Annotated in this window: 20 protein-coding genes and 1 tRNA gene; 11 read left to right on the plus strand and 10 right to left on the minus strand. The window is 70.1% G+C overall.

The genetic code is table 11. The features are described from left to right. Nucleotides 1–363: 363 nt before the first annotated feature. On the plus strand, nt 364–1,398 hold the full coding sequence (dctP, locus tag MKK82_RS30295; protein WP_243987801.1) for a TRAP transporter substrate-binding protein DctP: 1,035 nt from the start codon (nt 364–366) through the stop codon (nt 1,396–1,398). A 113-nt stretch (nt 1,399–1,511) separates the two neighbouring features. Here dctP and MKK82_RS30300 read toward each other — a convergent pair whose 3' ends face one another. From MKK82_RS30300 to MKK82_RS30310, 3 genes are read right to left on the minus strand one after another with little or no spacing between them, the layout of a single operon-like run. After that, on the minus strand, nt 1,512–1,967 hold the full coding sequence (locus MKK82_RS30300) for a PaaI family thioesterase (RefSeq protein WP_243987802.1): 456 nt from the start codon (nt 1,965–1,967) through the stop codon (nt 1,512–1,514). Beyond that, nucleotides 1,964–3,199, minus strand: a complete 1,236-nt coding sequence (locus MKK82_RS30305) for a CaiB/BaiF CoA transferase family protein (protein ID WP_243987803.1) — start codon at nt 3,197–3,199, stop codon at nt 1,964–1,966. The genes MKK82_RS30300 and MKK82_RS30305 overlap by 4 nt, the downstream gene beginning before the upstream one ends. Then, nucleotides 3,186–3,890 (minus strand): haloacid dehalogenase type II, encoded by a 705-nt coding sequence (locus tag MKK82_RS30310; protein WP_243987804.1) that lies wholly within the window; start codon nt 3,888–3,890, stop codon nt 3,186–3,188. The genes MKK82_RS30305 and MKK82_RS30310 overlap by 14 nt, the downstream gene beginning before the upstream one ends. Nucleotides 3,891–3,982: 92 nt before the next feature. On the opposite strand from MKK82_RS30310, the gene MKK82_RS30315 reads away from it, so the two are divergent. Continuing rightward, complete coding sequence (locus MKK82_RS30315) at nt 3,983–4,939, plus strand: LysR family transcriptional regulator (RefSeq protein ID WP_243987805.1); 957 nt, start codon at nt 3,983–3,985, stop codon at nt 4,937–4,939. A gap of 859 nt (nt 4,940–5,798) precedes the next feature. Here MKK82_RS30315 and MKK82_RS30320 read toward each other — a convergent pair. Continuing rightward, the gene (locus MKK82_RS30320) at nt 5,799–7,253 is read right to left on the minus strand and encodes an ADP-ribosylglycohydrolase family protein (RefSeq protein ID WP_243987806.1); all 1,455 of its coding nucleotides are present in this window, start codon (nt 7,251–7,253) and stop codon (nt 5,799–5,801) included. A 102-nt stretch (nt 7,254–7,355) separates the two neighbouring features. Here MKK82_RS30320 and MKK82_RS30325 point away from each other — a divergent pair, with 102 nt between their 5' ends. Next, complete coding sequence (locus tag MKK82_RS30325) at nt 7,356–8,057, plus strand: hypothetical protein (RefSeq protein ID WP_243987807.1); 702 nt, start codon at nt 7,356–7,358, stop codon at nt 8,055–8,057. Between the two features lie 536 nt (nt 8,058–8,593). Here MKK82_RS30325 and MKK82_RS30330 read toward each other — a convergent pair. From MKK82_RS30330 to MKK82_RS30340, 3 genes are all read right to left on the minus strand, one after another. After that, nucleotides 8,594–9,298, minus strand: coding sequence for a hypothetical protein (locus MKK82_RS30330; RefSeq protein ID WP_243987808.1), 705 nt, complete (start codon nt 9,296–9,298; stop codon nt 8,594–8,596). A 17-nt stretch (nt 9,299–9,315) separates the two neighbouring features. Next, complete coding sequence (locus MKK82_RS30335; RefSeq protein ID WP_243987810.1) at nt 9,316–9,756, minus strand: hypothetical protein; 441 nt, start codon at nt 9,754–9,756, stop codon at nt 9,316–9,318. A 655-nt stretch (nt 9,757–10,411) separates the two neighbouring features. Beyond that, nucleotides 10,412–10,487: transfer RNA gene (locus MKK82_RS30340), tRNA-Glu, on the minus strand. Nucleotides 10,488–10,594: 107 nt separating this feature from the next. Between MKK82_RS30340 and cobU the strand changes: the two genes are divergently transcribed. The 5 genes from cobU (at nt 10,595) to MKK82_RS30365 (ending at nt 14,936) form a co-directional block, all read left to right on the plus strand. Beyond that, entirely contained in the window at nt 10,595–11,122 is a 528-nt protein-coding gene (gene cobU / locus MKK82_RS30345; protein ID WP_238289596.1) for a bifunctional adenosylcobinamide kinase/adenosylcobinamide-phosphate guanylyltransferase, read from the plus strand. Between the two features lie 32 nt (nt 11,123–11,154). Further along, on the plus strand, nt 11,155–11,757 hold the full coding sequence (gene cobO, locus MKK82_RS30350; protein WP_238289677.1) for a cob(I)yrinic acid a,c-diamide adenosyltransferase: 603 nt from the start codon (nt 11,155–11,157) through the stop codon (nt 11,755–11,757). A gap of 35 nt (nt 11,758–11,792) precedes the next feature. After that, entirely contained in the window at nt 11,793–13,235 is a 1,443-nt protein-coding gene (locus MKK82_RS30355) for a cobyric acid synthase (protein ID WP_243987812.1), read from the plus strand. 78 nt (nt 13,236–13,313) lie between these two features. Beyond that, nucleotides 13,314–14,660 carry an MFS transporter gene (locus tag MKK82_RS30360; protein ID WP_238289600.1) on the plus strand — a complete coding sequence of 449 codons (1,347 nt, stop codon included), beginning with the start codon at nt 13,314–13,316 and terminating at the stop codon, nt 14,658–14,660. A 99-nt stretch (nt 14,661–14,759) separates the two neighbouring features. Then, the gene (locus MKK82_RS30365) at nt 14,760–14,936 is read left to right on the plus strand and encodes a hypothetical protein (RefSeq protein WP_238289602.1); all 177 of its coding nucleotides are present in this window, start codon (nt 14,760–14,762) and stop codon (nt 14,934–14,936) included. Between the two features lie 7 nt (nt 14,937–14,943). On the opposite strand, the gene MKK82_RS30370 is transcribed toward MKK82_RS30365, so the two are convergent. Both MKK82_RS30370 and cbiB read right to left on the minus strand, forming a co-directional pair. Beyond that, a complete protein-coding gene (locus tag MKK82_RS30370) occupies nt 14,944–15,858 on the minus strand; it encodes an NAD(P)-dependent oxidoreductase (protein WP_238289604.1) in 915 nt (304 codons plus the stop codon). Between the two features lie 134 nt (nt 15,859–15,992). After that, nucleotides 15,993–16,988, minus strand: coding sequence for an adenosylcobinamide-phosphate synthase CbiB (cbiB, locus tag MKK82_RS30375; RefSeq protein WP_238289606.1), 996 nt, complete (start codon nt 16,986–16,988; stop codon nt 15,993–15,995). On the opposite strand from cbiB, the gene cobD reads away from it, so the two are divergent. Beyond that, nucleotides 16,980–17,999 (plus strand): threonine-phosphate decarboxylase CobD, encoded by a 1,020-nt coding sequence (gene cobD / locus MKK82_RS30380; protein WP_238289609.1) that lies wholly within the window; start codon nt 16,980–16,982, stop codon nt 17,997–17,999. The genes cbiB and cobD overlap by 9 nt on opposite strands. On the opposite strand, the gene MKK82_RS30385 is transcribed toward cobD, so the two are convergent. Further along, nucleotides 17,992–19,179 carry an MFS transporter gene (locus tag MKK82_RS30385; protein WP_238289611.1) on the minus strand — a complete coding sequence of 396 codons (1,188 nt, stop codon included), beginning with the start codon at nt 19,177–19,179 and terminating at the stop codon, nt 17,992–17,994. The genes cobD and MKK82_RS30385 overlap by 8 nt on opposite strands. A 345-nt stretch (nt 19,180–19,524) precedes the next feature. Here MKK82_RS30385 and MKK82_RS30390 point away from each other — a divergent pair, with 345 nt between their 5' ends. Both MKK82_RS30390 and MKK82_RS30395 read left to right on the plus strand, forming a co-directional pair. Beyond that, entirely contained in the window at nt 19,525–19,716 is a 192-nt protein-coding gene (locus MKK82_RS30390) for a hypothetical protein (protein WP_238289613.1), read from the plus strand. Between the two features lie 244 nt (nt 19,717–19,960). Then, entirely contained in the window at nt 19,961–21,370 is a 1,410-nt protein-coding gene (locus tag MKK82_RS30395; protein ID WP_238289615.1) for a malonyl-CoA decarboxylase, read from the plus strand. The last annotated feature ends 77 nt before the right edge of the window (nt 21,371–21,447 follow it).

Genomic DNA, 21,447 nt, shown 5'->3' on the forward strand with positions numbered 1-21,447 from the left:
CTACCGCTTCCACACGAGCCGATCCCGAGCGGGCCTCGAAGCAGACTCGCTGCAGCCGGCCAACGCATGACCGCCCTCGCCGCCAATCAAAGGTCGCGCAATTGTTCTGCCGTTATGGCTTGGCTTGGATGGCAGCCGATCAGTCGCTTGATTGCAATAGGCACGATCGCTGTATAATTTACAGCACCGCAATACTGAATGGCCCAGACGAAACATTGCCGAGAGCCAGTTGACACGCTCTCACCTATCTGACCTCAGCCGAGGCATTCGCTGCGTGAATATGTACATGTAAACTTTAAATTTGGGCGTTGCACCGCGGGCTGCTTCCCTACACGGCAAGAAGAACCGGCTCGAGGAACGTCCATGTCTCTCAACTTAGCAGTCGCACGCCGCGACCTCCTGCGCTCCGCGCTCGCGGCCCCGGCGATCCTGACCCTAGGCATCGCGCCAGCACGCTCAGCCACCGTGCTCAAGCTGTCGCATCAGTTCCCAAGTAGCAACGGTGAGCAGGGCGATTTTCGGGATCGGATGTGCCGACGGTTCGCCAAGAAGGTGGGCGAGCGGACGAACGGCGCACTGGAGGTGCAGGTCTACGCCGGATCATCGCTTATGAAGACGAATGCGCAGTTCGGCGCAATGCGGAAGGGGGCGCTCGACATGAGTCTCTGGCCGCTCGCCTACGCCAGCGGGGAACTCGCCGAGACTAGTATAGGATTGATGCCAGCCTTGGTCGGATCTTATGAGCAGGCCTCCGCCTGGAAGAATGCGCCAATCGGACGCAAACTCACCGAACTGTTGGCGGCGAAGGGGCTGATCTTCGTCAGCTGGGTCTGGCAGTCGGGCAACGCTGCGAGCCGCGACCGGCCGTTGTACCTACCGGCAGACGCGAAGGGCCTCAAGATCCGCGGAGGCTCGCGCGAGGTCGACCTGCTCATGAAGGCAGCCGGCGCTGCAACTCTAAATCTGCCGTCTAATGAAATTTACGTGGCGATGCAGACAGGTGCCTGCGACGCAACGATAACCTCCTCGACGAGCATGATCTCGTTCCGCGTCGAGGAGCTCGCTCGCAACCTGACCTCCGGTCGCGGCCGCTTCTACTGGTTCATGCTTGAGCCGATCATGATGTCGAAGACGATCTTCGACGCACTGCCAAATGACCAGCGCGAAGCGATCATGTCGATCGGTGCCGAAATGGAGCCGTTCGGGCTCGCGGGGGCCAAGGCCGACGACGAAGACGTCGAGAAAATCTTCGCCAAGGCTGGCGCCAAGGTTCAGCCCTTAGACGACGCCGGCCTCGCAAAGTGGCGGGATCTCGCGCGCGATCATGTCTGGAAGGAATTTGGCAACCGCTCGGAAACCTGTGCCGAACTTCTTAGACTCGCTGAGGCAGTAACCTGATGCCCAAGCACCATTGGCCTTGACGAGCGCTGAAGTCGGCCGAGGCAGATGAGTCGCTCGATGTCCTGCTCAAGGCGGATGGAAGTGATAGGCTCGTTACGTCCAGACCGACTTCAACCACTTCCTTCTGGCTTGCGGAGGAGCTTCCACGTCGCCGTAGCGTACGCCGCGAGCGTACCGTCTGAACAATACGCTCGCGCTTCCAGGAACGAGACGCTGCGTCCACGTCGGAGGAAACCGGCCTCGCACCGCACGCCTCCGGATTGTACGGGCGCCATATACTGCACCTTCATCTCCAACGTAGTGCCAGGCCCGTCCACGTGCCGGAGAAGGTGGCCCATCGAGATGTCGAGCGCAGTGGCGATGACGCCGCCGTGCAAGGTTCCCTGCGGGTTGAACAGCGGCGGGATGGCCTCGAAGCGCACGATGCAGCGCTCGTCCTCGTAAGTAATCTCGAAGCCGAGCAGCCGCGAGAGAAAGAACGAACCGAATTCCTGTCGTGCATCGCCGGTCGCACGCGACAGCATGGCCGCGCCATCTGCGGCAAAATCAGGAGAGCGCTGACTCATCCGCGCGTAGCCTCCAGCTTCGGGTGAGCTCCGAACGCACCGCGTTCGGCAAATTCCTCGATCTCACCGTCGGCAAGCCCCAGCCATCTCCCGAGGACGTCGCGCGTGTGCTCGCCGAGAAGAGGAGCCGGTCGAACGTTTGGGGGGGCGTGATCGTCGAACCGGATGGCGCTCGCAAGATAGCGCACGTCGCCGGCCGCCGGATGGGCGACGGTGCGCGAAACCCCGCGCTCGGCAAGTTGCGGTGCCTCACAGACCTCGCCCACCGTGCGGATCGCGCCGCACGGAATGCCTGCGTCACCGAGCAGCGTGATCCAGGAGTCTCGATCCTTGTCCAGAAAGATCGGGACCAGGATCGCGTGGAGATCCGCGCGACGAGCCGCACGCTGGGATGCGCTCGCAAAACGCCCGTCTTCGAGCAGATCGGGCCTAGCGATCGCACCGCAGAAGGAAGCCCAGAACTTGTCGTTGGCCACCCCGATGTTGATCCAACCGTCTGCGGCCTGAAAGGTCTCGTAGGGCGAGATGGTCGGATGGGCGTTGCCGCGCCTGGGAGGACTCATACCGGTAGCGAAGTACATCCCGGCATTGAACGTCAGCAGCGAGGCCATGGCGTCCAGCATCGACACGTCGACGCGCCCGCCCTCGCCAGTGCGGTCACGCTGGGCAAGGGCCGCCAGCACTGCCTGTGCCGCATACAGTCCAGTCACGAGGTCGGCGATCGAGGTGCCGACCTTGGTCGGCGGCCCATCGGGATCACCGGTGATGTCCATGATCCCGGCCTCGCCCTGCAAGATCAGGTCGTAGCCCGGCCGCCCAGCGCCCGACCCAGTTCGGCCGAAACCTGAGATCCCGCAATAGATCAGCCGCACGTTCTCGCGGCGCAACTCGTCGAACCCCAGTCCGAGCCGCTCCATGGTCCCGGGCCGGAAATTCTCGATGATGACGTCGGCGTGGGTCGCGAGGCGTCGCAGAACGTCCCGCCCGCCCTCGCTTTTCAAGTCGAGGGCGCAACTGAGTTTGTTGCGATTGACCGAGAGGAAATACGCGCTCTCCCCTCCGACGAAGGGCGGCCCGTAGGTTCGCGCTTCGTCACCGAGGCGTGGCTCCTCGACCTTCACGACGTCGGCGCCGAGATCGCCCAGCTGCATGGTAGCGAACGGCCCGGACACGACCCGGCATAGATCGAGGATGCGCAACCCGTCGAGCGGGGCCGCGTCAGACCATGGCATCGGCCAAGTCCTGCATCGTGCGAACGCGGATGTCGGGCTGGTGTGGCGTTTGGCCGAAGGGTCGCTGCCGCCGGTCGATGAACGCGGTGTGCATCCCCGCCGCCTTTGCGCCGATGCAGTCGAAGGCGTGGTTTGCGACGAACAGAACCTCGTCCATCGCGACGCCCACAAGCTCGGCCGCTTTGGTGTAGGTTGCCACGTGCGGCTTGAACGCGTTCGCCTCCGCGACTGAGATGACCTGATCGAAGGGGATGCCATGGTAGCGCTTGGCCGCCTCCAGCATATCGGGGTCGCCGTTCGAGAGCACGACGAGCTTGTAGCGGGTGTGTAGCTTCTCGAGTGCCGCAGGGACCTCGGGAAAACAGCGCAACTTCTCGATCTCAGCGACGAGGCCGCGGACCTCCTCGGCCGTGTAAGTGATCCCGCATCGATCCATGACGAAGGACACTGCGCGCTGTCCGATCTCGCGATAAGGCGTGTGCTCTCTGTGCAGGAGTGCATCGATCATCGAGTTCTCAAAATGGGTGCGCCGCCACCACGTGACGAAGGAGTTGGGATTGCCACCCCAGCCCTTCTCCTTGAGGAACGGCGTCGCGATCGTGACTAGACCGCCTTGCATGTCGACGACCGTCCCGTACTGGTCGAACATGCATACTTTGATCTTGCGCTTGAGCGCGTCGTGTTCGGACATCATTGCCTCTCGTCGGTGCCGAACCGTCAGGGGGATGGGTCGACGACGCTATGAAGCGGTGCTAGCGCCATTTGTGAAATGGATTTCTCTACTTGCTGCATTCGCCACATGAATGCCGCTGGCGGTGCGGCACGGCGATGAACCTGCGGACAGTCGATCTCAACCTGCTCGTTGCCCTCGACGCGCTGTTGAGCGAGTTGCATGTAACTCGCGCCGCTGATCGCGTCGGCGTAAGCCAGCCGGCGATGAGCAACGCCCTGTCCCGGCTGCGTCACGTGTTCAAGGACGAACTGCTCGTCCGCACCGCCGCAGGCATGCAGGCGACACCGCGCGCTCTGGAGCTCGCTGGCCCGACGAAGCTAATCCTTCGGCAGATCGAGCGCGTGCTCGAGAGCGAGACCGAATTTGATCCCACCCGCGCTGAGCGATCCTTCACGCTGCGACTGTCCGATCTCCTGAGTTTACTGCTCCTGCCCGAGTTGCTCCGTCGGCTCGGCGAACGCGCGCCGGGCATCACCCTCGACGTCCTCCATCTGTCGCCGGTCCGGACCGTCGAGGCACTCGAGAACGACGAGATCGATCTGGCGGTCAGCATGGGCCTGAAGCCGTCGAACGCGATCCGGACGCAGGTCGTCCTACCGGACCGAATGGTGAGCGTGATGCGCGCTGGCCATCCCCTGGCCGGCGCGCCGCTGACGCTGGAGGCGTTCCTCAGAGCGCGGCATCTGAAAGTCTCCATGTCGCCCACCGACCTTCGCTTCATCGACGATGTGCTCGCGGGCGATCAGCTCAAGCGCGATGTCGCGCTCAACGTGCCGCACTGGCTGACCGTCCCGCATGTGCTGGCGAGTACGGATCTCCTGTCGGTCATGCCGGGCAGGCTGGCCGCAGCCCTATCGACGCACGGCCTAACCGTGCGCGAACTGCCCTTCGTGTCAGCCCCATTCGATTGGACGCTGTACTGGCACCGGCGCCACGAGGGAAACCGGGCCATTCGTTGGCTGAGGGAGCTCATCACTGAGACCTTTCAAGCAGTTCACGACGGATAGACCCGATCTAAGCCTCAGCCTGGTGCGTTAATATTCGCTCTCCGCCAAAATAATTCCCGTTAGATCCGGGCATTGGTTGCAAAATTGGCATGCGCAAAGGGGCCAGAATAAACGAGCGATGTAGAGGCCCCTGCAGGTTGAGGCGTCGGCGCGAAGGGCGTCTGTCGCCTCGAGGTCGAGCTACAGCTCGCCGGTCCCGGATGAGCCCGCTTGTTGGTAGAACTGCGGTGGCGGGAGCACTCTAGTTTCAAATATTTGGGAAAGTCCTGAACAGGGCAGAACTGTTGGATGGCTGGTCGTGGGTGGGTCGGCGCCGCAGCGTGTCAGCAATCACGCAGATGAACAGAAGAATTGGTCCGGGCCGGCGGCATGAGGTTGCCACGAGAACGAATTCTTGCCGGCGGCGGTGGGCGAACTCGGGGATGATAGGCAAGTGAGGCGGGGGTGCGCCGAGGCCGGACGAGTCGAGGATCACGCGGGCGGTGGGGCTAAGCGCGGCGGGGAAGTGTGGGGGCTTGACGAGGTCCGTAGGCGGCAGTGCGCGGCGGCAGGGGGCTGGCGGCGTTCATGGGCTCGGGGTGGCGCCTCATAGCGGCCGCGGAGGTGCGGCCGGAACCACCCGAGACAGGCCGGGGGCTGAAGGGCAGCTGGGTCGGTCGTGAGCGCACCACCTTAGGGGACGGCGGTGGCTGGCGTACGGACGGGAAAACAGGGGTGCTGGGGGCGCCGCTGGTGCGGTCGGTGGATGCACTTGGGGCAGGCGCAGGTAGAAAGGGGTTGGATGCGATGTAGCCGGTGGGACACGCGCTCGACACGCGCACTCGTGCGTCAAAGCGCCGTCCGTTCATCTGGGTCGGTGTCAGGCGGCGAAGCGCGCGGCGTCGAACAGGTCGCCGGCCATCCGTTCGATCCGTCCGCGCCATGCAAGTTGGTCGAGCCATTCGGCCGGGATACCCGCAGCGCCGTACAGGGCGCCGGCGATCTGTCCGGCAACCGCCGCCGTCGTGTCGGCGTCCTCACCGAGATTGGCGGCCAGCAGCACGGCGTCCCGGAAAGTCGAGGTGCGCGAGACCGCCCAGAGCGCGGCTTGCAGCGAGGCGACCACGTGACCGGTACCGCGCACCTCGCCGCGGAACTGGCCGGTCCGGAAGCCCCGGATCCGGCGCGCGGCGTCCGAGACGACGAGATCGGGCAGTGTGGCACCACCGATGGCCGCCGCGAGGAGGTCAGCGAGGAGTTCGCAACCCTCGACAGCCTCAAGGGCAGCGTGGGTGGTTCGGGACTGGTCTCGAGCGACTCGCAGCATCGTCGTCCGGTCGCTCCAGTGCCGGACGGCGACCGGGGCGAGCCGCATGATCGAGCCATTGCCCGCCGTGCCCGGGTCAGCCGAGCCGGCCATCGGGTCGCCGGTCCGCTCATACCGGCGCAGGGCCGCCGCGGTGGTCATGCCGATGTCGAAGCAGGCGCCCGTGCAGGAATAGAGCCCCTCCCGGTACCAGGACACGAACCTGCGGGCGAGGTCGTCGCAGTTGAGGTCGGGGTGAGCGAGCAGGCTGTCAGCGAGGGCGACGGCCATGGCGGTGTCGTCGGTCCACTGTCCCGGCTTCAAGCGAAACGGGCCGCCGCCGACCATGTCGGATAGGACCGCTCGGCGGGGCTTGGCCGAGAACTCGATGGTGGTGCCGACGGCGTCGCCGACGGCGAGGCCGAGCATGGCGCCGACGGCCCGGTCGCGGGCGCCGCCCGCCTCGGGACGGCCGACCGGCTGCGGGCGGCCCGTCCGAACCCAATCCTCCTGAGCGCGGGTCTCGATGGCCCGGGGGTCGCGGGCGCGGCGGACGGCGGCGATGGCCTCGGCTGAAGCCGCGCCCATCTCGACGAGAAGGCGAGCGGCGACCATGCCGGCCCGGCCCAGGCCGCCCCGGCAGTGGATGAGGACGCGATTGCCGGCGGCCACCAGCGAACGCAGACGGGCCGAGTGCTGGGGCCAAGCCGCCTCGAACGCGGCGGCCGGGACGTCGACGTCGCGGATGGGCAGGTGGTGCCACTCCATGAAGCGGGCGCGCACCTCGGCGCCGATCTCGGGGATGCGGTAGCGCTCGAGCTCGGCGGCCTCCATCAGGGTGACGACCGCGGCGGCGCCCCACGCCGCCACCGCGTCGAGGTCGGCGGCGAGGTCGCGCTCGTGGCGGCCCGTCAGTCCACCCATCTGCTGCTTGCCGGGGGCGAAGGTGACGCCGACCAGACCGCCAAGGGCCCCGGCGGGCAGTTCGGCGATGCGGATGGCGGCGGCGGTTTCACGGTGGCTCGTCATGGCGCGCTCCTGTTTGGCTGATGACGAGGTCACGGTACTATCGCCTGGACGGCCGGACGGGTCGCGTCGGAATTTTCCGGGTCGGGTGGACAGGGAAACGGTATGGGTTCGTTCGTCGGTTTCTACTGGACGTTCCCGGTGCGGTGGGCAGGCTTCCTCGACCTGCCGGACGACGTAGCCCGAGCAACGCAGGCGAGCCGCACGGTGGCCTACCAGCGCGCGCTGGTCCGTCGCTTCGTCGACTGGGAGAACGGCAGGCTCGCGCACGAAGTGGTGGCCATGGAGGTCAGCCCGGACCGGGGCACGGCAGCCATCGCGGGCGACACCGCGCGGGCCGGCCACCTCTGCCGCGAGGCGGGGGCCACGCTAGTGCACGTCGATTTCCACCGAAATGGCGGCTGGCGCCCCCACCCGGTCCTCGCCGATGCGCTGGCGACGCTGCGGCGGTCGGGGGTGCCGACCGTGGGCCTCGACGCCGAGGAGATCGTGCTGGACGGGCAGCGCTTCGACCCGGCCGCGCACTTCTCGATGTGGCGGGTGCGGGACGCGGAGGAGCGGGCTCGCAGGCGGCAGGACGTGCCGGCTGCGTTGGCCGCAGCGCTCGCCGAGGTGCCGGAGGGGCGCGGCCGTTGGAAGGCCGTGGCGGAGCTGCTGAATGCGCGGAAGGTGCCGACGTTCGGGGGCGGTGCGACTTGGACGCCCGACAACGTGCGCAAGGCGGCCCGCGATGTGACGTCAGGGGCAGTCGAGCGCGGTTCGGCCGAAACCGTGCGGACATCCCTGGGGCTATCAGAGGCCGGTTAGCCTTACCCGCCGCGTGCCCCGAACGGTCGAGCGGTCAGCGCATAGACGGTGACCTCGATCGCCCGGTCCTCGGAGACGGTCGACGGCGAGGCCGGCCAGCGGTCCGGGGATCGGCGGTCGGCGGCGACTGTTTCTTTCCCTGTCACCCCGTTCGATAGCATCGGCCAAGCGACGGTCCGCACCGGGTCGATCCACGGCCAGGCCCGCAGCCGATCCTGGATGGCGCCGGGTGAGCGTAGACGGTCCGTGGCAGCGCCGCGACGGGGCAAACGAAGGCTCTCGATAGGGGCAGCGCGCTCCTGAGCCGGGCCGGAGATTACCGGCGTAGCCCCGGGGAGGCACTTCGGCATCACTGGGTGAGGGGAGGGGCCGCCGTAGGGGCGGACACGGGCCGCCGCACCACTGGAGCTGGGGACGGCCTACGGGTCCTGCCGGCCCCGGGGTGTGTTTAGATGGATGTAGTCGGTTGACCACGCTGCGCGCAGTCGGTCGGTCGCTCGGCCTCCGCGGCGAGTCCGCCGCACCTCTCCACCCGGTCAGTCCCCCTCCGCCTCGTCGCGGTCATCGCGGACTCGCCGCCAGATCGGCCTGTGAAACGGATCGAGCCGGGCACGCCGCTCCGCCATGTACCGACTAAACGAGGACATCGTTGACAGGACCGCGTCCCCGATCGCCAGCCGCCGCCGCCTCTGGCCAGCCTCTTCGACGTCGTCCGTCTCGCGCAGAAGGTCCTGTACGCGATAGAGGTCGACGGTACCTCCCGCGATCAGCGCGGACGCGTCAGCTGGCTGCTCGACGCCGTCCGAGTGGCACCAGAGCCAAAGCAGGTGCTCCGCGCTGGCCAGTCGCGTTGGCACATCGAACCATGGGCGGGTGATCGTCTCCGCCAGAAGTCCCGCCTCGGTCGCGCAAATGCAGGGTCTCAGCATCAGTTCGATGGGCCGCCGACACAGCCTCGGGTCCATGTGCGCCGCGAACCGCCCGCGCGTCGCCTGCACGAGGCCCGCGGCACACTCGCGCCCGTCCGCGCTGAGATCGGCGACGATCTCGATCGCGCCGACGTACCGGGCCTGATCGTGCAGGGTCAGGGCGATGCGCCCGACCACGGCGTAGGCATAGCCCTCGGCCTCGAGCCCCCCGACGATGTCGCGAAAGTTCGCCGGCAGCATCCCCGGGGTCGGGTTGGCCAGATCGTTGACGTCGACCAAAAGCGCCTCGATGTCGGTCGAGCTGCCGCCCACGCTGCGGGACCTCCGGATCAGGTGCGGGTGCGATAGTGCGCGTCCGAGCGCACTGCGTGGCGCTCTCCAGCGAGGCCGAACAACTGCACGAGTTCGGCGATCGTCTCCGGCCTCTGCAGGCGCCGGTCGGCGTACAGCGTGAACAGTGCGGGCTCACGCATGTAGACCACCCGCCCGCGTGGGAACGCCTCATACTCGTGGCCCGCGATCGCCGGCGGCAGGCCGCGGCGGCGCAGCGCGGTGGCGCCGAGCCTGCGCCAAGCCTCCCAGACCTCGTGGTGGCCACGTGGATGGGTGAGGCAGTCGCCGTAAACCTCCGCTTCTGCCAAGACCGTGCGGTCCGTGACCAGCACGGTGCGGCCGCCCTCCGGCACGCTCCAGAAGATGCCGACGCTCGGCAAAGGCTTTGGGATTTGAGGATGACTGTGGCTCGGGCCGGCGGTGTCGCCCGTGGTCATGGCGCGCCCAGCCCATGGACGGACCAAGCTGAAGTCGGGGTGGCGTCGACGACGATTGCGGTGAGCATGGAACCCGGTTTCGGAGGCTCACGCCGAGCCGATGGAAGGGTTTCCCGCGAGGTGCGCGAAAATTTACGGCTGTAAGCTGATTTAAGCGCGGCGGACCGACGCACGACCCGCGAAGACCGGGGGTGAAAGGCTAAGACGCAGCGGTCGCAAAGGCCCCACATTGGCCAGGCAGTGTCTCAGCTGCGCCCGCAGGGCGATAAGGCCAGAACCTGAACAGCGACCGATGCCACCTTTGCCTCGTACCCGGCGTGCGTAGAGACAGAGGACGTCGTCGCCTGATGCCGGGACGTTTAGCCGAGGCGGCGCGCGCCGAACTTCAACAGGTCGCGTCGGTCGGCATCGAAGCCCGGCAGAGAGGGAGGTTGAATTCAGCAGGCGTGGCAGACGGTCGGCCGCAACCCGGGCGATCAGCAATGGCCGGGCGTGGGCGGGGCTAAAGAACCGTGGGTTCTCGACGGCCGACATACAGAGGCTGAGACGGCCACGGATCTCCACGAACAGTCACGGATGCCGGCAGATTTTCCGTATATTTTCCGTACGCGCGGACGATGCGTCAACAAGTTCGATGCTAAGTGGTTGATTTTGCTGGCGCGCCCTACGGGAATCGAACCCGTGTTTTCGCCGTGAAAGGGCGACGTCCTGGACCGCTAGACGAAGGGCGCTTTGGCTAGGCTGGGGTTCTATAGTCGGAGCGGGGGCGGCCGGCAACCGTCGAAGCGTCGCGGAATCGAGGTTTGACCGCGGGCCGGCTTGCGGCGATGGAGGAGGCATGCCTCAGCCCCCCCCACGCATGACCCTCGTCCTCGGCGGGGCGCGGTCCGGCAAGAGCGCCTACGCCGAGGGGCTGATCGAGGCCTGCCCCGGCCCCTGGCTCTACCTCGCCACCGCGCAGGCCTTCGATGACGAGATGGTCGCTCGCATCGCACAGCACCGCGCCCGGCGGAGCGAAGCGTGGCGCACCCGGGACGTGCCGCGCGCCCTGCCGGAGGCGATCACCGCGTCCGAAGGACCCGTCCTGGTCGATTGCCTGACGCTCTGGCTCACCAACCTGATCCTGGCGGAGTCCGACGTGGCGGCTGCCGCGGAGCAACTGCTCGCCGCCTGCGCGGGCGCCCCGGGGCCGCTGGTGCTGGTGGGCAACGAGGTCGGGCTCGGGATCGTGCCCGACAACGCCCTCGCCCGCCGCTTCCGCGACGCGGCCGGCCGCCTGCACCAGCAGCTCGCCGCCCAGGCCGACCGGGTCGTGCTCACCGTGGCCGGCCTGCCGCTGATCGTCAAACCCGGAGCCTCCGCGTGAGCGACGACAGGAGCGACGACATGAGCGACCGCATGAGCGACGACGCGACCCGCCACCGCGCGAAGATGGAGAAGCGCAAGGCCGTGCAGGACGCCGAGGTGGCGGCCAAGACCGTGGAAAAGGGCCTGCTCCTCGTCCATACCGGCCCCGGCAAGGGCAAGAGCACGGCGGCTCTGGGGCTGATGCTGCGGGCGCTCGGCCGCGGCTGGCGGGTCGGCATGGTGCAATTCATCAAGGGCGGCTGGGACACGGGCGAGCGCCACGCCATGGCGGCCTTCGGCGAGCGGGTCGTGTGGCACACCCTCGGCGAGGGCTTCACCTGGGAGACCCAGGACAAGGCCCGCGACATCGCCGCCTGCCGCCACGCCTGGGAGGTCGCCGAAGGCCTGATGGCCGATCCCACGATCCGCCTGCTCGTCCTCGATGAGCTGAACATCGCGCTGCGCTACGACTATCTCGACCTCGATGCCGTCGTCGCCGCCCTGCGGGCGCGCCGGCCGGACCTGCACGTGGTGGTCACCGGCCGCAACGCCAAGCCGGCCCTGGTCGAGGCCGCCGACCTCGTCACCGAGATGGGCAGCGTCAAGCACCACTTCGCCGCCGGCGTGAAGGCGCAGGAAGGGATCGAGTTCTGAGCCCGCCGCGCGCGAAGGCGCCCAAGAAGGCCCTGATGATCCAGGGCACCGGCTCCGATGTCGGCAAGTCGCTGCTCGTGGCGGGGCTGGCGCGCGCCTTCACGGAGCGGGGCCTGAGGGTCCGGCCGTTCAAGCCGCAGAACATGTCGAACAACGCCGCCGTCACCGCCGACGGCGGCGAGATCGGCCGGGCGCAGGCGCTCCAGGCCCGGGCCGCCCGGGTGGCGCCCTCCGTGCACATGAACCCGGTCCTGCTGAAGCCGCAGAGCGAGGTCGGCTCCCAGGTGGTGGTGCAGGGCCGGATGGTCGCCACCGTGAAGGCGCGCGATTACCAGGCCTGGAAACCCCGGCTGATGTCCGCCGTCCTGGAGAGCTTCTCACGCCTCGCGGAGGACGCCGACCTCGTCCTCGTCGAGGGCGCGGGCTCGGCCTCCGAGGTCAACCTGCGCGCGGGCGACATCGCCAATATGGGCTTCGCCCGGGCCACCGACACGCCGGTGGTGCTGGTGGGCGACATCGACCGGGGCGGCGTCATCGCAAGCCTCGTCGGCACGAAGGCCGTGATCGACCCGGAGGACGCCGCGATGATCGCCGGCTTCCTCGTCAACCGGTTTCGCGGGGATCCGAGCCTGTTCGCCGACGGGATGCGGCTGATCGCCGAGCACACCGGTTGGGCGGCGCTCGGCCTCGTGCCGCATTTTCCCGAGGCCGCGCGCCTGCCGGCCGAGGACGTGCTGGGGCTCGCCGGCTCGGAAGCGCGCGGGCCCGGAGCCGTCACGGTGGCGGTGCCGGTGCTGCCGCGCATCGCCAATTTCGACGACCTCGATCCGCTGCGGGCGGAGCCGGGCGTCCGCGTCACGCTGGTCCGGCCCGGGACACCGATCCCCGCCGAGGCCGCGCTCGTGCTGCTGCCGGGCTCCAAAACCACGATCGACGACCTGGAGGCTTTTCGCCAGGAGGGCTGGGACATCGACCTGCGCGCCCATGTCCGGCGGGGCGGGCGGGTGCTGGGACTCTGCGGCGGCTACCAGATGCTGGGCCGGAGCCTCGCCGACCCGCACGGGATCGAGGGGGCGCCCCGCACGGTGCCAGGCCTCGGTCTGCTCGAGGTCGACACCGTGATGACGCCGCAGAAGCGCCTCGCCGCCGTCACCGGCACGAGCCTGCCCGACGGCGTGCCGTTTGCCGGCTACGAGATGCATATCGGTGCGACCGAAGGGCCCGACGCGGCCCGGCCGCTGCTGCGCTTCGCCGACGGGCGCCTGGACGGGGCGGTCTCGGCGGACGGGCGCGTGGCCGGGACCTACGTCCACGGCCTGTTCGCGCAGGATGCGCAGCGGGCGGCCTGGCTCGCGCGCCTCGGGACGGCCTCGGAGGGTGCCGGCTACGAATCCGGGGTCGAGGCGGCGCTGGACGGACTCGCGCGACACATCGCGGCCCATGTCGAATGCGACCGCCTGCTGGCGCTTGCCCGGTAGGCGGGGCGTGAGCCAGGGATGACTCCGTGTCATGCAGGTCCCGCCACGAAGGACCGCACGCGCCCAGAGGAACGCCCCATGCCCCCCACGCCATTCCCCGCCGGGGAGGATCTCGCCGCGAGCACCGTCCGCACCGTGACCCTGCGGCTGATGCCGCTGCTCGGCCTGCTCTACCTGATCGCCTATATCGACCGGCAGAACGTCTCCTACGCCAAGCTGGAGATGGTGGGCAGCCTCGGCCTCTCCGAGACCGCCTACGGGCTCGGGGCCTCGCTGTTCTTCCTCGGCTACTTCCTGTTCGAGGTGCCGGCTAACGTCTTCCTGGAGCGGGTCGGCGCGCGGATCTGGTTCGCGCGGATCATGATCACCTGGGGGATCGTCACGGTGCTCCTCGGCTTCACCCAGGGCACGGCGATGTTCTACGTGCTGCGCTTCCTGCTCGGCGCCGCGGAGGCCGGCTTCTTTCCCGGCGTGCTGTTCGCCCTGACCCTGTGGTTCCCGCATGCGCACCGGGCGCGGATGATCGGCTGGTTCATGATCGCCAGCGCGGTCGCCAACGCGGTCGGCGCGGCGGTGGGCGGGGCGCTGCTCGGCCTGAACGGGCTCCTGGGCCTCCAGGGCTGGCAATGGGTGTTCCTGGCCACCGGCGCGCCGGCGATCCTCATGGCCGCGGTGGTGCTGGTCGTCCTGCCGGACGGCCCTGAGACCGCGCCCTGGCTGTCGCGGGCCCAGCGCGACTGGCTCGCCCGGACGCTCCGGGCGGAACGCGAGGACGGCGGCCATGTCGACCACGGCAATCCCTTCGCCGCGCTCCTCGACCGGCGGGTGCTGATGCTGGCGGGCGTCTACATCTCCCTGCCGCTGGCCGCCTACGGCCTCGGCTACTGGCTGCCCACCGTGGTGAAGGGCTTCGGGGTCTCGAACCTGACGAACGGCTTCCTCAACATCATCCCCTGGATGGTCACGGCCCTCGCCCTCTGGTGGGTCCCGCGCCACGCCGCCCGCACAGGCGCGCAGGGCAACGCCCTGACCTGGCACGTGGTCGGACCGGCGCTGGTCGGGGCGGCGGGCCTGGCGCTCTCCGTCGTCCTGCCGGGCAACGCCGTGAAGTTCGCCTGCTTGTGCGTGGCCGCCGCCGGGACCTTCGCGGCCCAGCCGGTCTTCTGGTCGATGCCCGGGACCTTCCTGCGCGGCGCCTCGGCGGCGGCCGGGATCGCGGCGATCAACTCGGTGGGCAATCTCGGCGGCTTCGTCGCCCAGAACGCCGTGCCGTTCATCCGCGACCAGACCCGGAGCGACCTCGTGCCGATGCTGTTCCTGGCGGCGTGCCTGGCGGTGGGGGCGGGGCTGATGTTCGTGGTGCTCTCCGCCCTGCGCCGGGACGCCGCCCGGCGGGCGGTACCGAATGCGGTGCGGCCGGCCTGAACGGGGACCGGCCTCGTGCGTTATCGTTCCTCAGGCCGACTCCGTCGGCAGGATGATGCACCCCGCGCCCCGCGGGACATCTTTGAGGAGGGTACCGCGATGAGCCAGGGATTTCCGCTCATGATTCTCGCGTTCGGAACGCTCGGCGGCATCTGGTTCCTGGCCGCCGCGGCCCGGAAGCAGGTCGCCGACGCCAAGGGCAGCCCGGAGCGCTCCAACCTGATCCACCAGCACGGCGGCGCGCCGCGGCCGAACATGCCGGGCACCGAGCACTGAGGCGCCTTCAGCCGGCGGCGATCCGCCGGCAATGCTCGAGGGCGGCGCCGATCAGGTTGTCGCTGGCCTCGGGCGTGCGGAACGCCGAATGCGCCGAGAGGGTGACGTTGGGCAGGCCGGCCAGCGGGTGATCCGCCGGCAGGGGCTCGATCGTGAACACGTCGAGTCCGGCCCGCGCCACGCGGCCGGCGCGCAGGGCCTCGATCAGGGCGGGCTCGTCGATCACCGCGCCCCGTGCGGTGTTGATCAGCATCGCGCCCGGCTTCATCGCGGCGATCCGCGCCGCCGACAGGAAGCCGCGGGTCTCGTCGGTGAGGAGCAGGTGGAGCGAGACCACGTCGCTCGCGCCGAGCAATTGCTCCAGGGATACGAAGGCGACACCGGGATGCGTCTTCGGGGTCCGGTTCCAGGCGAGCACGCGCATGCCGATGCCCTGGCAAAGCCGCGCCATCTCGGCCGCGATCCCGCCGAACCCAACGAGGCCGACCGTCTTGCCGGTGAGCTGGATCGCCTCGGTGCGCAGCCAAGTCCCGGCGCGCATCGCCCGGTCCATCTCGGGCAGCCCCCGGGCGGCCGCCCACATCAGCGCGAAGGCGCATTCGGCGACCGCCGTGTCGCCGTAGCCCTTGATGGTGTGGACGGTGACGCCGAGGGCGTCCCGGAGCGCCTCCGGATCCATGTAGCTGCGGGCGCCGGTGCCGAGGAACACCACGTGCCTCAGGCCCGCGCAGGCCCGGGCCACGTCGCCGGGCAGGGCGGTGTGGTCGATCACCGCGATCTCGGCCCCGGCCAGGATGCCGGGCAGGTCCTCCGGGGCGATGCCCGGGTTCTCGTGGATCGCGACGGGTGGATCGTCCGGCCGCAGCAGCCGCCGGGCCACCGCCGCCAGGGTCTCGCTGGCATCCACGAACACCGCGCGCATCGGCGCCTCCGCGTCTGGTCTTGCCCGCCAGGATGCGTCCGGAGGGCGGGCCGTGCCAAGGCCTGGATCGAGGGAAGGCTGGATCGAGAGAAGGCCTGGATCGAGAGAAGGCCTGGATCGAGGGGCGGTCTGGCTCAGCCCATCAGAGCGAGGCAGAAGCCGAGAAGCCCCAGCACGAGCCCGCCCTGGAGCCAGCAGGCCGTCCGGTAGAGCGCCAGCGCCTGGGCGATGTCGTCGGGCGTCGCCTCGGTGCGGCCGCCGCCCATATGGGCGTCCGGGACCAGGGCGCCGTCGTAGACCCGCGGCCCGGCGAGCCGCAGGCCCAGCGCCCCCGCCATGGCGGCTTCCGGCCAGCCGGCATTGGGCGAGCGGTGCCGGCGCGCGTCGCGCATCATCGCGCGGAGCGCCCCGCCGGCGTCGGCGCCGCGCAGGATCGCCGCTCCGGCGATCAGCAGACCGGCGAGCCGCGCAGCCGGCAGGTTCACGCCGTCGTCGAGCCGCGCCGCCGCCCAGCCGAAGGCCTCGTAGCGCGGGCTGCGGTGGCCGATCATGCTGTCGGCGGTGTTGATCGCCTTGTAGAGGGCGCCCCCCGGCAGGCCCAGGCAGCCGATCCAGAAGGCCGGCGCCACGATCCCGTCGGAGAAATTTTCCGCGAGACTCTCGATCGCGGCCCGGCAGACCGCGGGCCCGTCGAGGCGCTCGGGGTCGCGCCCGACGATCATCGATACCGCCCGGCGCCCGGATTCCAGGCCGCCGGTGCGCAGGCCGGTCTCAACGGCGGCGACGTGCTGGTGCAGGCTGCGCTGCGCCGGCAGGCTCGCGCAGAGCAGGCCGAGGAGGAGCAGGGCGGGGAGGGCGCCCGTCAAGCCGGCGAGCCCGGTCAGCGCCCAGGCCACCGTACCCACCACGGCGAGGAGGAGCGCCAGCGCGCCGCAGCCCGCGATCCGCCGCCGGCGCTCCGAGCCGCGGTTGAGGCCGCGCTCCAGGGCGGCGATCAGCCGGCCGATCCAGGTGACAGGGTGACCGACCGCCCTGTAGAGCGCGTCCGGATAGCCGGCCGCCGCCTCGATCCCGAGGGCGACGGCGAGGACGGCGAGCGTGTCAGCGAACGTACCGGGCAGATGGACCATTCGGTGTGGAGCGTTCCCGCGCGTGAGGTCGCCCCGATCGCGCATGGCGGCGATCTCGGCGCACTCCGACAAGCCTTTCCCGACGCGCCGGAGCCCTGGCTCGACCTCTCGACGGGGATCAACCCGGTCCCCTATCGCGTGCCGCCGGTGGAGGCCAGCGCCTGGACCCGCCTGCCCGAGGCCGGCGAGGTTCGCGCGCTCCGGGAGGCCGCCGCCGCGGCCTACGGCGCGCCGGATTCCGACCACGTCGTGCCCGCGCCCGGCACCCAGATCCTGATCGAGACCCTGCCCCGGCTCCTGGCGCCGACCCGGGTGGCGGTCCTCGGGCCGACCTATGCCGAGCACGCCGCCGCCTGGGCGCGGGCCGGGCACGCTGTGACGGAGACCTCGGACATCGACGCCCTCGGCGAGGCCCGGGTGGCGGTGATCGTCGATCCCAACAACCCGGACGGGCGGACCCATCCCCTGGCCGAGCGCCGGGCCCTCGCGGCGGCGCTCGCCGCCCGGGGCGGCCTGCTGGTCGCCGACGAGGCCTTCGCGGACCTGGAGCCGGTGGAGAGCCTGTGCCCGCACGCGGAGCCGGGCACCGTGGTTCTGCGCTCCTTCGGCAAGGCCTACGGGCTCGCGGGCCTGCGCCTGGGCTTCGCGGTCGCCGAGCCCGAAACGGCGGCCCGGATCGCCGCGGCGCTGGGTCCCTGGGCGGTGTCGGGCCCGGCCCTGACGATCGGGCGCGCGGCCCTGTCGGATGCGGGCTGGCGCGCGGAATCCGCGCGGGCGCGGGCCGCCGATGCGGCGCGCCTCGACCGGATGATCGCCCGGGCCGGGGGCCGGATCGTCGGCGGCACGTGCCTGTTCCGGACCGCCGATTTCCCCGACGGGCCGGACCTCTACCGGCGGCTCGCGGCGGCCGGGATCGCGGTGCGGCGCTTCGCCGGGCGCCCGGAGCGCCTGCGCTTCGGCCTGCCGTCCGACAAGGCGGCCTGGTGCCGGCTGTCGCGGGTGCTCAGGTAGAGCGGCCGCCGGGCGGGTGTCGGTGCGGGTGCGGGTCGCGGGCCGCCACGATCACGGCCAGCGCCGAGAAGGCGAGCCCGACCGCGCAGACGCCCCGCCAGCCGACCAGCAGGAAGGCCTGCGAGCCGGCATAGGCGCCGAGCGCCCCGAACACGAACAGGGTCGTGAACAGCACGGTGTTGATGCGGCCCCGCGCCCCCGGGACCAGCGCGTAGGCGCGGGTCTGGTTGGCGATCAGCGCCCCGTTCATGCCGATGTCGATGAGCAGCACGCCGAGCGCCACCGCCAGCAGCGACCACGTGCCCCCCGCCCAGAGCACCACGAAGGAGAGGGCGACCAGCAGGCTGCCGCCGAGGACCACGGGCTTCGCCCCCCGCCGGTCGGTGAAGCGGCCCGAGATCGGCGCCACGAAGGCCCCGCAGACCCCGATCACCCCGAACAGCCCGGCCCCGGCGGCGGTGAGACCGAAGGGCGGCCCCTCGACCAGCAGGGCCAGGGTCGCCCAGAAGGCGTTGAAGCCGGCAAACAGCAGCGCCTGCGACAGGCTGGCCGTGCGCAGGACCGGCTGCGTGCGGGCCAGATGCAGGATCGACAGCATCAGGGCGCGGTAGCGCAGCGGGTGCGTCTGCGCCGTGTGGGGGAGGGTGACCCGCGCGATGCCCGCCATGGCGAGCGCCACCACGGACGCGACCAGGAAGACCGGCCGCCAGCCGAGATGCGCCCCCAGGAAGCCGCTCGCCGTGCGGGCGAGCAGGATGCCGGTGAGGAGCCCGGTCATGACTTGGCCGACGATCCGCCCGCGGCTCGCGTCCGGGGCGAGTTCGGCCGCGAACGGGACCGCCTGCTGGGCCGCGCAGGACAGCACGCCGACCACCAGATGGGCGAGCGCGAGGGAGGCGAGGTTCGGGGCGAGGCCCACGGCCAGCAGGGCCAGGGCGAGGCCGAGGCACTGCCCGACGATCAGGGCGCGGCGCGGCAGAGCGTCGCCGAGCGGCACCAGCCCGACGATGCCGAGCCCGTAGCCGACCAGGGCCGTGGTCGGCACCCACAGGGCGGCGCGGTCGCCGAACTCGGCCACGATCAGGCCGAGCAGCGGCTGGTTGTAGTAGATGTTGGCCACGGCCCCGCCGGCGATCAGCGTGAGGCCGAGCCGGGCCTTCGCGTCGAGGCTCGTGCTCACGGCTGGATCGGGGGCAGGCCAGCGCGCCGCCGTGGGAGGGCCATGGTCGGGTCCATATGCGGGAGGGAACGGCAGGGCCCCGAGCGATACGGGCAGAGCGCGCCGCCCGGCAAGCTGCGGCGATGCATCCCTGCCGCCCCGGGCTGCGCCCCTTCACCGGCGTCGCCGCAGCACCATATGCCGTCGATGCGGTCCGCACCGGCCCCCATGCGGGCGGTGCCGAGACGTGCCGCAGGGCACGGACCCCGGGCGTCGGGGCGAGCGAGGTTCCGCCGGAGATACGGACGACGCGGCGGTTTCGTTCCGTGCGGACGCATCCGCCACCGTCGCAACAGGGAGTACGGAATGCCGAACTACCGCGTCGATTTCGCCAAGGAAATCCTCGGTGTGCCCTTCACGATCGGGTCCGTCGAGATCACCCGGGCCCGGGACCCCGAGCGCGCCCGTCGCGCGGCCGAGCTCCGTTTCGCCCGCCAGCACGGAATCGGCGATTGGCGGGAGCGGGCCGACCTCGCCACCGTGGCCGAGCGGCTCTGATCCGCACACGGCGCCGTCACACGCCCTTCGTGCCGGTCCCTTAGGCGAAGACCTGCGATCCGCGACCGGTCAAGCTCTGGTCGCGGCGGCCGCGCCGCCGTAGAGTGGCGGCGGAACCGGATCCGGCCTCCGCCCGCGGGCCGGTGGCTCCCGGAATCCGATCCAGCACGCTCCCGATCGACGAGCCGGCGTCGGGGAGCCGAAGGCGCTTCAGGTCCGGGCCGGCGGGGTCAGTGCAAGGGTCATGGCGGCGATCTCCTTCTTCGGCGACCTGCTTCAGACCATCAGCGAGCGCGGCCGCGACCTGATCGGCATCGGGCGCGGCGACATGGCCTCCCGGGCCAGCGCCAACGACCTCGTCAAGCTCTGCGAGGACCTGATCTCCCGGCGCGGCGAGGCCTCCGGGGTGGCGCTGGCCCGCCTGATCCTCGACCGCTACGCCAGCTTCGGCCAGGTCGAGCGCCACGTCTTCCTGCGGGCCATCGCCCTGGACTTCGACGCGGACCACGCGGCGGTCGACGCCGCGATCGCCGCCTACCGCGCCACCCCCTCCCGCGCCCGCCTCGGCACCCTGCACGAGGCCGCCGAGCCGCGCAGCCAGGAATTGATCCGCCGCCTCAACCTCGCCCGCGGCGGCACGCTCAGCCTCGTGCGGATGCGCGAGGACCTGTTCGACCTGCGCCGGTCGCTCCGGTCCGGCGAGACGGCAGATCCCGCCCTGCTCGACGCCGTCGACAGCCTGGACTGCGACTTCGAGCACCTGTTCGCCTCGTGGTTCAACCGGGGCTTCCTGGTGCTGCGCCACATCGACTGGACGACGCCGGCACACATCCTGGAGAAGATCATCCGCTACGAGGCGGTGCACGCCATCGCGGACTGGGACGACCTGCGCGCCCGGATCGAGCCGCCGGACCGGCGCTGCTTCGCGTTCTTCCACCCGGCTCTGGCCGACGAGCCGCTGATCTTCGTGGAGGTCGCGCTGACCGACCAGATCGCGCCGGCCATCGCTCCGATCCTGTCGCAGGCGCGCAAGCCCCTGCAGCCGCAGGCGGCCAACACGGCGGTGTTCTACTCGATTTCGAACTGCCAGAAGGGGCTCGCCGGCGTCACTTTCGGCAATTTCCTGATCAAGCAGGTGGTCGAGGATCTCACCCGCGAGATCCCCACGCTCAAGACCTTCGTGACGCTGTCGCCGGTGCCGGGCTTCTCCGCGTGGCTGGCGCGGGAGCGCCGGGCCGACAGCCCGCAGGGGCTCCTGCCCGAGGACATCGAGACCCTGCGGGCGCTGGACGATCCGGACTGGGCGGCCGACAAGACCCGGGCCGAGGCCGTGCGGAAGGCGCTGATCCCGGCCGCCGCGGCCTATTTCCTGCGCGCCAAGAACGAGCGCGGGCGCCCCCTCGACCCCGTGGCCCGGTTCCATCTGGGCAACGGCGCGCGCCTCGACCGCATCAACTTCCTGGGCGACACCTCGAAGAAAGGGCTGGGACAGTCGCATGGTCTGATGGTCAACTACCTCTACGACCTCGCGGCCATCGAGCGGAACCACGAGACCTACGCCAATCTCGGCACCGTCGTGGCCGCACCGGCCGTGACCCGGGAGTTGCGTGCCAAGCTGCCGCCGCCGCGGGCCGTGGTGCTCGCCGAGGCGTAGAAGCGGCGCCGGCCGGAATCGCGCCGTCGAGCCTTCACCGTCGAGCCTTCACCGTCGAGACTTCGCCAGCCCGACTT

The sequence above is a fragment of the Methylobacterium sp. E-046 genome, from assembly GCF_022829625.1.
Lineage (GTDB): Bacteria > Pseudomonadota > Alphaproteobacteria > Rhizobiales > Beijerinckiaceae > Methylobacterium > Methylobacterium longum.

What these genes read in the sequence shown, in the direction of transcription:
- MKK82_RS30305 (WP_243987803.1), bottom strand. Translation starts at nt 3,199, where the DNA reads ATGCCATGGTCTGACGCGGCCCCGCTCGACGGGTTGCGCATCCTCGAT.
- MKK82_RS30365 (WP_238289602.1), top strand. Translation starts at nt 14,760, where the DNA reads ATGAGCCAGGGATTTCCGCTCATGATTCTCGCGTTCGGAACGCTCGGC.
- MKK82_RS30300 (WP_243987802.1), bottom strand. Translation starts at nt 1,967, where the DNA reads ATGAGTCAGCGCTCTCCTGATTTTGCCGCAGATGGCGCGGCCATGCTG.
- MKK82_RS30390 (WP_238289613.1), top strand. Translation starts at nt 19,525, where the DNA reads ATGCCGAACTACCGCGTCGATTTCGCCAAGGAAATCCTCGGTGTGCCC.
- dctP (WP_243987801.1), top strand. Translation starts at nt 364, where the DNA reads ATGTCTCTCAACTTAGCAGTCGCACGCCGCGACCTCCTGCGCTCCGCG.
- MKK82_RS30310 (WP_243987804.1), bottom strand. Translation starts at nt 3,890, where the DNA reads ATGTCCGAACACGACGCGCTCAAGCGCAAGATCAAAGTATGCATGTTC.
- MKK82_RS30370 (WP_238289604.1), bottom strand. Translation starts at nt 15,858, where the DNA reads ATGCGCGCGGTGTTCGTGGATGCCAGCGAGACCCTGGCGGCGGTGGCC.
- cbiB (WP_238289606.1), bottom strand. Translation starts at nt 16,988, where the DNA reads ATGGTCCATCTGCCCGGTACGTTCGCTGACACGCTCGCCGTCCTCGCC.
- cobD (WP_238289609.1), top strand. Translation starts at nt 16,980, where the DNA reads ATGGACCATTCGGTGTGGAGCGTTCCCGCGCGTGAGGTCGCCCCGATC.
- cobO (WP_238289677.1), top strand. Translation starts at nt 11,155, where the DNA reads ATGAGCGACGACGCGACCCGCCACCGCGCGAAGATGGAGAAGCGCAAG.
- MKK82_RS30355 (WP_243987812.1), top strand. Translation starts at nt 11,793, where the DNA reads ATGATCCAGGGCACCGGCTCCGATGTCGGCAAGTCGCTGCTCGTGGCG.
- MKK82_RS30335 (WP_243987810.1), bottom strand. Translation starts at nt 9,756, where the DNA reads ATGACCACGGGCGACACCGCCGGCCCGAGCCACAGTCATCCTCAAATC.
- MKK82_RS30360 (WP_238289600.1), top strand. Translation starts at nt 13,314, where the DNA reads ATGCCCCCCACGCCATTCCCCGCCGGGGAGGATCTCGCCGCGAGCACC.
- MKK82_RS30320 (WP_243987806.1), bottom strand. Translation starts at nt 7,253, where the DNA reads ATGACGAGCCACCGTGAAACCGCCGCCGCCATCCGCATCGCCGAACTG.
- cobU (WP_238289596.1), top strand. Translation starts at nt 10,595, where the DNA reads ATGCCTCAGCCCCCCCCACGCATGACCCTCGTCCTCGGCGGGGCGCGG.
- MKK82_RS30395 (WP_238289615.1), top strand. Translation starts at nt 19,961, where the DNA reads ATGGCGGCGATCTCCTTCTTCGGCGACCTGCTTCAGACCATCAGCGAG.
- MKK82_RS30325 (WP_243987807.1), top strand. Translation starts at nt 7,356, where the DNA reads ATGGGTTCGTTCGTCGGTTTCTACTGGACGTTCCCGGTGCGGTGGGCA.